Annotated in this window: 9 protein-coding genes; 7 read left to right on the plus strand and 2 right to left on the minus strand. The window is 68.2% G+C overall.

Annotation, left to right across the window (positions count from 1 at the left end):
• Positions 1-16: 16 nt before the first annotated feature.
• Positions 17-1,945, plus strand: a complete 1,929-nt coding sequence (dxs, locus tag BMW90_RS08435) for a 1-deoxy-D-xylulose-5-phosphate synthase (protein ID WP_074836066.1) — start codon at positions 17-19, stop codon at positions 1,943-1,945.
• 29 nt (positions 1,946-1,974) lie between these two features.
• On the opposite strand, the gene BMW90_RS08440 is transcribed toward dxs, so the two are convergent.
• Positions 1,975-2,748, minus strand: coding sequence for a WecB/TagA/CpsF family glycosyltransferase (locus tag BMW90_RS08440; protein WP_074836114.1), 774 nt, complete (start codon positions 2,746-2,748; stop codon positions 1,975-1,977).
• Between the two features lie 237 nt (positions 2,749-2,985).
• Between BMW90_RS08440 and BMW90_RS08445 the strand changes: the two genes are divergently transcribed.
• From BMW90_RS08445 to BMW90_RS08470, 6 genes are all read left to right on the plus strand, one after another.
• On the plus strand, positions 2,986-4,107 hold the full coding sequence (locus tag BMW90_RS08445; RefSeq protein WP_074836116.1) for a Gfo/Idh/MocA family protein: 1,122 nt from the start codon (positions 2,986-2,988) through the stop codon (positions 4,105-4,107).
• On the plus strand, positions 4,095-5,051 hold the full coding sequence (locus tag BMW90_RS08450) for an NAD-dependent epimerase/dehydratase family protein (protein WP_074836067.1): 957 nt from the start codon (positions 4,095-4,097) through the stop codon (positions 5,049-5,051). Before BMW90_RS08445 ends, BMW90_RS08450 begins: the two co-directional genes overlap by 13 nt.
• On the plus strand, positions 5,048-6,283 hold the full coding sequence (locus BMW90_RS08455) for a glycosyltransferase (protein ID WP_074836069.1): 1,236 nt from the start codon (positions 5,048-5,050) through the stop codon (positions 6,281-6,283). The genes BMW90_RS08450 and BMW90_RS08455 overlap by 4 nt, the downstream gene beginning before the upstream one ends.
• Positions 6,280-7,254 carry a glycosyltransferase family 2 protein gene (locus tag BMW90_RS08460; protein WP_074836071.1) on the plus strand — a complete coding sequence of 325 codons (975 nt, stop codon included), beginning with the start codon at positions 6,280-6,282 and terminating at the stop codon, positions 7,252-7,254. Before BMW90_RS08455 ends, BMW90_RS08460 begins: the two co-directional genes overlap by 4 nt.
• A 5-nt stretch (positions 7,255-7,259) precedes the next feature.
• Positions 7,260-9,353, plus strand: coding sequence for an NAD-dependent epimerase/dehydratase family protein (locus tag BMW90_RS08465; protein ID WP_074836072.1), 2,094 nt, complete (start codon positions 7,260-7,262; stop codon positions 9,351-9,353).
• A gap of 105 nt (positions 9,354-9,458) precedes the next feature.
• Positions 9,459-10,541, plus strand: coding sequence for a CpsD/CapB family tyrosine-protein kinase (locus BMW90_RS08470; RefSeq protein ID WP_083415999.1), 1,083 nt, complete (start codon positions 9,459-9,461; stop codon positions 10,539-10,541).
• A gap of 24 nt (positions 10,542-10,565) precedes the next feature.
• On the opposite strand, the gene BMW90_RS08475 is transcribed toward BMW90_RS08470, so the two are convergent.
• On the minus strand, positions 10,566-11,873 hold the full coding sequence (locus BMW90_RS08475) for a GumC family protein (RefSeq protein ID WP_074836074.1): 1,308 nt from the start codon (positions 11,871-11,873) through the stop codon (positions 10,566-10,568).
• Positions 11,874-11,949: the final 76 nt, after the last annotated feature.

The raw sequence follows: 11,949 nt of genomic DNA on the forward strand, positions 1-11,949 counted from the left end.
GGCCAAGGAGCCGCGCATGTCTGACCGCCCGGAAACCCCGCTGCTGGATACTGTCCACGGCCCCGCCGACCTGAAACGCTTTTCCGACGCGGAACTGGTGCGGCTGGCGCATGAGCTGCGCACGGAGACCATCAGCGCGGTGAGCGAGACCGGCGGCCACCTGGGCGCGGGCCTTGGCGTGGTGGAACTGACCGTAGCGCTGCACGCGGTGTTCAACGCGCCGCGCGACAAGATCATCTGGGATGTGTCGCACCAGTGTTATCCGCACAAGATCCTCACCGGCCGCCGTGACCGCATCCGCACTCTGCGCCAGAAAGACGGGCTCTCGGGATTCACCAAACGCTCGGAAAGCCACTTCGATCCCTTCGGCGCCGCGCATAGCTCGACCTCGATTTCCGCCGCGCTGGGATTTGCCGTGGCGCGCGATCTCGGCGGCGCCTGCGACACCGGCCATGGCGATGCCATCGCGGTGATCGGCGATGGCGCGATGAGCGCCGGCATGGCCTTCGAGGCACTCAACAATGCCGGCCACCTCGGCAAGCGGATGATCGTCATCCTCAACGACAACGAAATGTCGATTGCCCCGCCGGTGGGGGCGATGTCGTCCTATCTGTCGCGGCTTTATGCCGAGGCGCCGTTCCAGGATCTCAAGGCCGCGGCCAAGGGCGCGGTCTCGCTGCTGCCAGAGCCGTTCCGCGAAGGTGCCAAGCGCGCCAAGGACATGATCAAGGGCATGGCGGTGGGCGGCACGCTGTTCGAGGAGCTGGGCTTTTCCTACCTCGGGCCGATCGATGGCCACGACCTCAACCAGCTCTTGCCGGTGCTGCGCACGGTGCAGGCACGGGCCACCGGGCCGATCCTGATCCACGCGCTGACCCGCAAGGGCAAGGGCTATCACCCGGCCGAAAACGCCGACGACAAGGGCCACGCCACCGCGAAATTCGATGTCGTCACCGGCAAGCAGAAGAAAGCGCCGTCCAACGCGCCCGCCTATACCAAGGTCTTCGGCCAGGAGCTGATCAAGGCCGCCGAAAGGGACAGCCGGATCTGCGCCGTGACGGCGGCGATGCCGGATGGCACCGGGCTCGATCTGTTCGGCACACGCTATCCCAGCCGCTGCTTCGACGTGGGCATTGCCGAACAGCACGGGGTGACCTTCTCGGCCGGGCTCGCGGCGGGCGGCATGCGGCCGTTCTGCGCGATCTATTCCACCTTTCTGCAACGCGGCTATGATCAGGTGGTGCATGACGTGGCGATCCAGCGCCTGCCGGTGCGCTTCGCCATTGACCGCGCGGGGCTTGTCGGGGCCGATGGCGCCACCCATGCCGGCGCGTTCGACGTGGCCTTCATGGCCAATCTGCCGGGAATGGTGGTGATGGCCGCCGCCGACGAAGCCGAGCTGGTGCATATGGTGGCCACCGCCGCCGCCCATGACGACGGCCCCATCGCCTTTCGCTATCCGCGCGGCGAAGGTGTGGGCGTCGAGATGCCGGAGACGGGCGTGCCGCTGGAAATCGGCCGCGGCCGCATGGTGCGCGAAGGTCAGGGCGTGGCGATCCTGTCGTTTGGCGCGCGGCTCAAGGAGGTGCTGGACGCCTGCGAGGCATTGGGGGCCAAGGGCATCAGCCCGAGCGTGGCCGACGCGCGCTTTGCCAAGCCGCTCGACCGCGAGCTGATTCTCAAGCTTGCCGCCGAGCATGAGGCGCTGATCTGCGTCGAAGAGGGCGCGGTGGGCGGTTTCGGCAGCCATGTGGCGCAGCTTCTGGCCGAAGAGGGCGTTTTCGACAACGGGCTCAAGTACCGTTCGATGGTGCTGCCCGACATCTTCATCGATCAGGCCAGCCCGCGCGACATGTATGCCGTGGCCGGGCTCAACGCCGAGGATATCGAAGCCAAGGTGCTCGAAGTGCTGGGCGTGACGGAGATCAAGTCCTCGCGGGCGTGACGGCGGAAGGGGACGGGCGGAAGCCCCGCCTACGGCGTTCTCTCTCGGACCCCGGTGTGGCGTTGGCGCAGGGCCCTGACGGCATGCGCGGGCAGGATGGCGGCGCATTGCGCATAGCGCGCGACCAGCCGGCGGGGATTGGACAGCATCCGCCAGAGCCATTCCAGCGCCAGCCGGCGCATGATCCGCGGCGCGCGCTGCTGCGCCCCGGCAAGGAAATCGAGCCCGGCGCCGATCGAGGCGAAGCCGAGCCCCGGCGTGATCACCCGGCCTCGTGCCGCCAGAATCTCCTGCTTCGGCGCGCCCAGCGCCAGAAAGACCAGCCGCGCGCCGGAAGCCTCGACCTCACGCAGCACCGCATCGCCGCCCGGCCCCGCCGGATCGAACCCCATCGGAGGCGCGATCCGCGCCGCCACCTTCACCCCCGGCACCCGGGCCGAGAGCGCCTCTGCCGCGCCGGCAAGGGCCGCCTCGGTGCTTCCCAGCAGGGCCACCGGCACGCCCTGCCGCGCCGCCAGCCCGGCCAGGGGCACCACCATGTCCGCTCCGGGGACCAGCTCGACCGGATCGCCGGCCAGACGTGACAGCCAGACCAGCGGGTTGCCATCGGCCACCACCAGATCCTGCGCCCGATAGGCCTCGCGAAATTCCGCGCTCTGCCGCAGTTTCACCAGGTGGTCGAGGTTGACCGTCGCGAGGGCAAAGCCCTCGCCCCGCGCCAGGCGCGCCGCGACCTCGGCCATCAGCCCGGCACGCCGGGGCATGTTGATTGCCAGCCGGTAATTCCCTACCTCAAAGTACACGTTGTCCTCCGCATGGTCGGACATATCATCGGGGTCCAAGATGGCGAAGGTAAGAACAAATCGCAGATTCCACGCGGCGCCGCGGCATTTTTTGCGCCCGCGCCGGCGACAGCCGAAAAATTGCCATCTTCGGGTGATTAAACCGCGCCTGACAGCAACCAGACGGACCCGCGCGCGCATGCCCCTGATACGGACCGGCACGACCCTTGGCCCTGCCCCGCGCGGGGGGCCGTGCTGATGCGCGCCGTGGGCCTCATCGGCTGCGGCTTTGTCGCCGATCTCTACATGCGCTCGCTGGCGCTCTATGACGATCTGTCGGTTGCCGCCGCACATGACACCGACGCCTCGCGGCTGGCGGCCTTTTGCGCCCATTGGGACGTGCCGCCGCAGGCCGATCTGCAAGACTTCCTCGCCGCGCTGCCCGAGGACGCCATCGTGCTCAACCTGACCAATCCGGGCGCGCATTACACCGTCAACCGCGCCTGCCTGGCCGCCGGCCGGCATGTCTGGTGCGAAAAGCCGCTGGCGCTGACGATGGCGGAGGCCAAGGCGCTCAAATCCATGGCCGATGACGCCGGGCTGATGCTCGCCTCGGCGCCGAGCAGCGTGCTGGGCGAGGCGGCACAGGTCTTTCTGCGCGAGATACGCCGCGGCACCGCCGGCCCGGTGCGGCTGGTCTATGCCGAGCTTGACGACGGTTTTGTGCCGCAGGCCCGCCATGGCAGCTGGATCAGCGAAAGCGGTGCGCCCTGGCCGGCCGAGGACGAGTTTCGCACCGGCTGCACGCTGGAACACGCGGGCTATTACCTGACATGGCTGATCGCCGCCTTCGGGCCGGTCAGGCGCGTGGTGGCGGCCTCGGCCGAGGTGATCCCCGACAAGCCCGGCGGCGCAAACACCCCCGATTTCGCCACCGCCACGCTGTTTTTCCACGCGGGACCGGTGGCGCGGCTGACCTGTTCGATCGCCGCGCCGCATGATCACCGCATCCGCGCCATCGGCGATGCCGGCGTGCTGGAGGTGAAACAGGCCTGGAACAATGCCGCCCCGGTGTGCTTTCACCGGCGGGTCAACCTGCGGCGGCGGCTGCTCGAACTGCCTTTCGGGCGGCGGTGCAGGCCCGGCGGGCCGACCCATCCCAAGGTCTCGCGCAGGGGCGCGGCGGCGATGAATTTCGCGCTCGGCCCGGTCGAGATGCTGGACGCGCTGGCCGAAGGCCGCGCCTGCCGGCTCGACAGCGATTTCGCGCTACATCTGACCGAGGTGACCTTGGCAATGCAGAACGCCGGCGAAGAGACCGGACCGCAGGACATGACAACCACCTGTCCCCAACCGGAGCCGATGCCATGGGCGCGCTGACCCTGTTGATCACCGGCGCGGCAGGCTATGTCGGCCGCCACAGCGTCGCGGCCGCCCGGGCGCGGGGCCACGCGGTGATCGCCGTGCTGCGCGACGCCAGCGCCGCCCCCGAGAGCTGGCGCGACGACGCCGGTATCACGGTGATTGCCGGCGACCTGACAGACTGCCCCGCCCTGCCCGCGGCCTGCGCCTCGGCCGACGTGGTGCTGCATCTGGCGGCCTCGCTCTCCGGCGATGCCACGCGGCAGGCGCGCGATACCTTGCAGGCGACCCGGAGCCTGCTGGCCGCCCTGCCCGACGGCACGCGGCTGGTCCACATGAGTTCCATGGCGGTCTATGACATGGCCCACGCCGACCCGGGCGCGATGATCACCGAGAGCTCCGCGCTGCTGGACGCCGGAGCCAGGGCCGATGCCTATGCCACCAACAAGGCGGCGCAGGAACGGCTGGTGTCCGATACCGCCAAGACACGGGGACACGGTGTCACCATCCTGCGGCCCGGCGCGGTTTTCGGCCCGGACCGGCTCTGGAACGCGCATCTGGGTCTTGCCCTCGGGCCGGTGCTGCTGCGCCTGGCAGGCCGCGGCGAGATCCCGCTGTGCCATATCTCCACCTGCACCGGGGCGCTGATCAAGGCCGCCGAACACCCGGCCACCGGGCCGATCAACGTGCTCGACGAAGACCTGCCGACCCGGCAGCGCTATCTCGCCAATCTCGCTGGCACGCCGCCGCTGGTCCTGCCGCTCAACTGGCGCTGGGTGATGCCCCTGGCGCGGCTGTCCGCGACGGTTCTGCCACGCCACAGGCTGCCCGGCCTGCTGCGCCCCGAGGTGCTGCGGGCGCGGTTTCTGCCGCTGTGTTACGACAACAGCCGGATGCGCGAGACCCTGGGCCTGCGGCAGGCGAAGAGCTTCGAGGCGCTGATGCATGAGGCCCAGGGATGACCGGCCCCCTCCTCTACCTCACCGGCGAATACCCCCGCGCCACCGATACCTTCATCCAGCGCGAGGTCGCGGCGCTCAGGGCGCAGGGGATCACGATCATGACCGCTTCGATCCGCCGCACCGGGCCAGAGCATCTGGTGGGCGAGGAACAGATCGCCGAGGCGGCGCAGACCTTTCACGTGCTCGAGGCGGCGAAACATCCGCTGCGGCTCGCCGCCGCCAAGCTCCGCCTGTTGCGCCATCCGGGGCGGTTCTTTCGCGCCTTCGCGCTGGTCTGGCGCACCGCGCCCGGCGGCTTGCGCAACTGGCTCTGGCAGATGTTCTATTTCGCCGAGGCCATCGTGCTGGCCGATCACATGCAGCGCCATGGCGTGCGCCACCTGCATAACCATATCGCCAAGGCGAGCTGCACCGTGGCGATGCTGGCCTCGGAGCTCAGCGGCATCCCCTACAGCTTTACCCTGCACGGGCCGGATATCTTCTTTGCCCCGGACCACTGGCGGCTCGACGAAAAGATCGCCCGGGCGCGTTTCGTGGCCTGCATCTCCGAATTCTGCCGGGCGCAGGCGATGATCTTTTCCGACCGCGCGCTCTGGGACAAGCTGCACATCGTGCATTGCGGCATCGATCCGGCACGCTACGATCCGGCCCCGCGCCAGGGTCCGCCGCATCTGACCTTTGTCGGGCGGCTGGCGGCGGTCAAGGGCGTGCCGGTGCTGCTCGAGGCGCTGAGCTTCCTGAAAGGCGAGCTGCCCAGGCTGCGCGTCACCCTGATCGGCGACGGGCCGGAACGGGCGCGACTGGAGCAGGACGCGGCGGATCTCGGCCTGCGCGACGTGGTGGACTTTGCCGGCTATCGCAGCCAGTCCGAAGTCGCCCGGGCGCTGAAGGTGACCGACGCGCTGGTGTTGCCGAGCTTTGCCGAAGGCGTGCCGGTGGTGCTGATGGAGGCGATGGCGGCCGGGCGGCCGGTGATCACCACCGGCGTCGCCGGGGTCTCGGAACTGGTCGAGCACGGCAAGAGCGGCTTTCTCGTGCCGCCCGGCGATGCGCAGCGGCTGGCGCAGGCAATCCGCGCCGTCCTGGCCGACCCGGACCGCCGCATCGAAATGGGCCGGACCGGGCGCACCCGCGTCGTCGAGGACTTCGACATCGGCAAGGAGGCGGCCTGGCTCGGCCGGTTGTTCGAGGTCTACGCCGACGGCGCGGCGCATCCGGGCAAGCGGCCATGAGCGCGGTCGACCTGATCCTGATCGGCCGCAACGAGGGCGACCGGCTGCGGCGCTGTCTGGCCTCGGCGCAGGGGCAGGCGCGGCGGATGGTCTATGTCGACAGCGGATCTTCCGACGGCAGCGTCGCCGCGGCCGAGGCGGCCGGGGCCGAAGTGGTACATCTCGACCTCAGCCGGCCCTTCACCGCGGCGCGCGCTCGGCACCAAGGGTTCCTGCATCTCGAAGCCACCGGCGGCGCGGCGGAGATCGTCCAGTTCATCGACGGCGATTGCGCCATTGCACCGGGTTGGATCGAGACCGCGCGCGCCGCGCTTCTGGCCGAGCCCAAGCGCGGGCTGGTCACCGGCTGGCGGCGCGAGATCGCGCCCGGGGCCTCGATCTACAATGCCTTGGCGCAGGTGGAATGGCACCGGCCGGCGGGCGAAATCCGCGCCTGCGGAGGCGACATGATGCTGCGCCGCACTGCCTATCTCGAGGCCGGCGGCTTCGACGCGCGGGTGATCGCGGCCGAGGATGACGAGCTGTGTTGCCGGCTGCGCAAGGCCGGCTGGCAATTGCTGCGCATTGCCGAAGAGATGACCCAGCATGACGCCGCGATGACACGCTTTGGCGCCTGGTGGCAGCGGGCGGTGCGGACCGGGCATGGGTTTGCCCAGGTCGGCCATCTGCACCCGGACTATTTCCGCCGCGAGCGGATGCGCAGCTGGCTCTGGGGGCTCTTGGCGCCGGTTCTGGCGCTCGTCGGCCTGTTTGCGGCGCCCTGGCTGACGGCGCTGGTGCTGCTGGCCTATGTCCTGTCCTGGCTGCGCACGGCGCGGGGGCTGATGCGACAGGAAGGCCTTCCGCGCGCCACGGCGCTGCATCACGCGGTCTTTCTGACGCTGTCGAAATTTCCCAACCTGATCGGCATGCTCCGGTTTCATCTGCGCAGGTGGATGGGGCGGGACATGCGGATCATCGAGTACAAGTGAACGTAATGGTTTTGAGAACAGGTATTATCGGCGCGGGCTACATCGCGGATTGGCATGCGGATGCAGTAAAGATGACCGGCGCGGCCAGGCTGACGGCTGTCTGCGATCTTTCGGCCGATGCGGCAGGCGCGCTGGCGGCAGCACATGGCGCGCAGGTCTTCACCTCGGTGGACGAGATGATCGCGGCGGGCGTGGTCGACGCCGTACATATCTGCACCCCGCCGCAGCTGCACACCTCGCTGGCGGTGCAATGCCTGGAGGGCGGGCTGCATTGCCTGGTGGAAAAGCCGGTCGCGCTTTCGGTACCGGAAATGGAAGAGATGGCGCGGGCGGCCGAGACCTCGGGCAAGATCCTGGCCGCCGGCCACAATTTCCTCGGCGTGCCGACCTATGCGCGTCTGAAATCCATGCTCCGCTCCGGTGCGCTGGGCCGCGTGGCACAGGCCGAGATCAACTGGCATTTCCCGCTGCCGCCACTGCGCTCGGGACCATACGGCCTCTGGCTGCTGCGCGAGCCGGGCAATCTGCTCAAGGAGCTGGGGCCGCATCTCTTCGCTTTCGCCGTCGATCTCTTTGGCCCGGTCGAGGTGGTGTTTCTCGATGTCGCCAAGCCGGTAGCATTGCCCGGCATGGGCGAGAGACCGCAGGTCTGGCGGATACTGGCGCGGGCCGGCGCGGTGGATCTGGCGTTCAACATCTCGCTGGTCGAGATCATGGATGACCGCTCGGTCACGATCCGGGGTTCCTCTGCCATGGCGCGGCTGGATTACGCCAATGACACGTTGCAGGTGAGCCGCGACAACACCGCCGATATCGTCGCCAACCCCTTTCTGCGGCAGATGGGTCTCGCCGGTCAGGCGCTGCGCGAAGGTATGGTGAACGGCACGCGGCAGTTGCTGTCGCTGAACCGCAAGCAACCTTATGCGCTGTCGTTTCAGGGCCTTGTGCGGGCCTTTTATGCCACCGCCGAAAGCGGCACGCCGGTGGATGCACGCTTTGGCCCCGAAGCCGCGCTGACGGTGACCCGGGCGATCGATGAGACGCTGGACAGGCTGCCCGCACTGGCCGGCCCGAATCTGCCCGCCAGAACCCGCGATCCGCAGCCCAAGGCGCTGGTGATCGGCGGCACCGGCTTTATCGGCCGACACCTGACCCGGGCGCTGGTGGCGCGGGGCACCGATGTGCGGGTGCTGTCGCGCGGGCGTGACGGGCCATTTGACGACCTGCCGGATCAGGTCGAGACGGTGGCGGTTTCGCTCAAGGATGACGCCGGGCTGCGGGCGGCGATGGAAGGGATCGAAGTGGTCTACAACCTCGCCCGCGCGCTCGAAACCACCTGGGCGGCCGCGCTCGAGAACGACGTGGGTGTCGCCCTGCGCGTGGCCGAGGCGGCGCAGGCGGCGGGGGTCAAGCGGCTGGTCTATACCGGCACCATCGCCTCGTATGACATGTCCGATCCGGGCCAGACGATCACCGAGACCACCGGCTTTGGCGCCGACATGGCAGACCGCAACCTCTACGCCCGGTCCAAGGCGGAATGCGAACGCCGGCTGATGCAGATGCATCGCGACAGCGGCCTGCCGGTCACCATCGCCCGGCCCGGTATCGTCGTCGGCCCCGGCGGACCCTTGCAGCACTGGGGGATCGGGCGCTGGCATGGCGCCGGCGCGGTGCGGATCTGGGGCAAGGGGCACAATATCCTGCCCTTCGTGCTGATCGACGACGTCTGCGACGGGCTGATCGCCATGGGCGAACACCCCGAGGCGGTGGGCGAAGATTTTACCCTGGTGGGTGAGCCGATGATGAGCGCGCGCGATTATTTCGACGCGATCCATCAGGCCACCGGCGCGCGGATCGCGGTGAAGCCAGGCAATCTGCACCTGTTCTGGGCGGCGGATGCAGTGAAATACCGGCTGAAACGGCATGCCCTGGGTAGCCGGGACGCACTCCGCGCCTCGTTGCGCGACTGGAAGAGCCGGGCGCATCTCTCGCCTTTCGACAATGCCAAGCCCAAGCGCCTGCTGGGCTGGCAGCCCGAGGCCGACCGTGCGAGGTTCGTGGACAAGGCAATCACCGGGGCCAACCTCTTTGGTTTCTGAGAAGGTCCAAGGAATAGGCTTATTTCTGCCTGATTTTCGGTGTTTGCTGCCGGAGAGTGACAAGGCGGGACACATCGGACCCCGCCGGGGCAAGAGCGATTGATCATGGAAAAACGCTGGACGAGGAAGAAACGCGCATCGCGCGAGGCCGGAGGACCGGCGCCGAAACCGGCGCTGACCGGGCCGATCCACCTGGCGCCCGAACGCGAAACGCCGCTGGAGCCGGAAGAGCTGACGCCACCGGAAACACCCACACCGGCGGACGTCAGATCCGAGGCAGAGCGTACATCTGAAGCGGCGCCCTCGCCCGAGGCCAAGCCCAGAGCGCCCGCGAAAGACGCGCGGCCCGCCGTCGCGCCGCGAGAGCCCGCACCAGAGCCGGCCCCGGCCCCTGCCGTTGAGGCGCCGGAGCCCGATCAGCCAACGGAGCCCGCCCCGCCCCCCCGCCGCAAACGCGGAGAACCCGGGGCCTGGGCGGCGCTGCCGAGCTTTCACGTCAATGCCCGCAAGCTCGAGCGCAATCGCATCATCACCGCCACCCGCGAAGACCCGGTGCATTCGGCCTTTGACGTCTTGCGCACCAAGCTCCTGCGGGCGCTGCGCGAAAATGGCTGGACCCGCGTCGCCATCACCTCGCCCACCGAAGGCTGCGGCAAGACCTTCCTCGCCGCCAACCTGGCGATTTCGCTGTCGCGGCAGAGCAATTGCCGCTCGGTTCTGCTGGATCTCGACATGCGTCACCCGACGCTCGACAAGGTTCTGAATATCCCCGATGCGCCAGACCTTCCGGCCTTTCTGCGCGGCAACCTGCCGCTCGGCGATCTGCTGCGCCGCCCGGCGGAAAACGACTTCAAGATCGGCGATCAGGTGGCTTTCGGCGTCAATGCCCGGCGTGAACCCTATGCCGCGGAATTGCTGCAAGACCCCGACACTGCCGCGGTGCTGAGCGGGATGGAAGTGGCGCTTGCGCCCGATGTGGTGCTGTTCGATATGCCGCCGGCGCTGGTCAATGACGATGTGCTGGCCGCGCGGCCGCTGTTCGACGGCATCATCCTCGTTGTCGGCGGCGGCATCACCAAGCCGCAGCAGGTCCGCGATGTCGAGCGCAGGCTCGGCACCGAGACGCCGCTGCTTGGCGTCGTGCTCAACCGCTCCGAAGGCGAGGCAGCGCAGATCTACAGCTACTGAGACCGCGCCGCGCGGGGCTGGGGGTCAGAGCCGGGCCGCCTGGCGTTCGCCCGTGTCAAAAGGGTTGATATTGGGCCATCGGTCGTTGATCACCCGCAGCGCCGCCGGGACCAGCGCCAGCATCCCCAACAGCCACCCCAGGATCATGACATTGCGCATTCGCTGTTCGCGCTGCGTCTGGACGACCGGGATCGACACCACCGTCTGAATGCCAAGCGCGCGTTCAAGCTGGGTCGCGTTGCGGATCGCGGGGTTCATGATCTCGAGGATCAGAGCCAGGCCGACACCAAAGACGATGCTGGCCACGCCGCCCATGAACGCCGTCTTCTTGCGGCTGCGTGACACCGGGTATTCGGGCACCAGCGCGGTTTCCAGTACCTCGAACCGCTCGGTCTGTTTTTGCTGCTGCAAGGTCCGATCGGTCTCGGCCTTGACCTTGCTGGCGGTGATCTGGCTCAGCTGATCGCGCAGCTGGGTCAGCTCACGATCGAGCGCGTTCAGCTCCTGCTCGACCTGCGGGCTGTTGCTCAGCGCCGCCTCGACCACGGCGATGCGCTCCTGCACCAGCCGGCGCTGCTCGGCGAGCTGGGCGATCTGCGCCTCGAGCACGCCTTCACGCGACCGCCGCGCGCTGGTCTGAAGCTGAATGATGTCGCGTTCGATATCGAGCTCGGTCTGCCGCAGGGTGTCGAGCCGGCTGCGCTGGCCGGTAATCACCGACGGCAGGCTGTCGGCATTCTCCTGCTTGAACCGGGCCAGCCGCTCTTCGAGCGCGATGATCTCGGCCGTGAGCCGCTGTTCCTCGCCGCTGAAGAACACAAGCGCCTGTTCGGTCTGGGTCTCCTGTTGCGAGCGGCCCTGATCGACCACCCGTGCCAAAAGCTCGTTGGCCACATCCGCCGCCTGTTCCGGATCGGACATGGCGACGCGGATGGTCAGGCCGGTGGGGCTGCCGTTGGTCAGCCAGGGCTGGGTGCTGTCCATCACCGGAATGATCGAGGTAGCCTCGCGGAACAGCGCCACCTTGTAGCCGATCGAGTCTTCCTCATCGGCATAGAGGCCGAAATCCTCGATGATCTCGATCACGTTGTCGCGGGCCATCATCCGCTGTTCGATCAGCGTCAGCCGATGGGCGGCATCGGTGCGGCCGGTGCGGCTGTCGATGATGGTGGCATCCTCGATCTGGGCGACGGCAATCGCCTCGTAGACCTTGGGCTGTCTCAGGGCGAAATGGATCGACAGCGCACAGCCCACAAGCGTGATCAACATGATCAGGGGCAGCCGCCGGCGCAGCACGTTTCTCAGATCGGCAAACGATCCCAACTGGTTCATCTTCTAGCTCCAACACGCGCCCCCGCGGGGGGCAGTTCACCTGACCGAGCCGGCCGCGCCTGCCGAAACAGGTCGG

The sequence above is a fragment of the Marinovum algicola genome, from assembly GCF_900109145.1.
Lineage (GTDB): Bacteria > Pseudomonadota > Alphaproteobacteria > Rhodobacterales > Rhodobacteraceae > Marinovum > Marinovum algicola.

Coding starts and splice junctions, on each gene's coding strand:
- BMW90_RS08470 (WP_083415999.1), top strand. CDS start 9,459: ATGGAAAAACGCTGGACGAGGAAGAAACGCGCATCGCGCGAGGCCGGA.
- BMW90_RS08445 (WP_074836116.1), top strand. CDS start 2,986: ATGCGCGCCGTGGGCCTCATCGGCTGCGGCTTTGTCGCCGATCTCTAC.
- BMW90_RS08465 (WP_074836072.1), top strand. CDS start 7,260: ATGGTTTTGAGAACAGGTATTATCGGCGCGGGCTACATCGCGGATTGG.
- BMW90_RS08460 (WP_074836071.1), top strand. CDS start 6,280: ATGAGCGCGGTCGACCTGATCCTGATCGGCCGCAACGAGGGCGACCGG.
- dxs (WP_074836066.1), top strand. CDS start 17: ATGTCTGACCGCCCGGAAACCCCGCTGCTGGATACTGTCCACGGCCCC.
- BMW90_RS08475 (WP_074836074.1), bottom strand. CDS start 11,873: ATGAACCAGTTGGGATCGTTTGCCGATCTGAGAAACGTGCTGCGCCGG.
- BMW90_RS08455 (WP_074836069.1), top strand. CDS start 5,048: ATGACCGGCCCCCTCCTCTACCTCACCGGCGAATACCCCCGCGCCACC.
- BMW90_RS08450 (WP_074836067.1), top strand. CDS start 4,095: ATGGGCGCGCTGACCCTGTTGATCACCGGCGCGGCAGGCTATGTCGGC.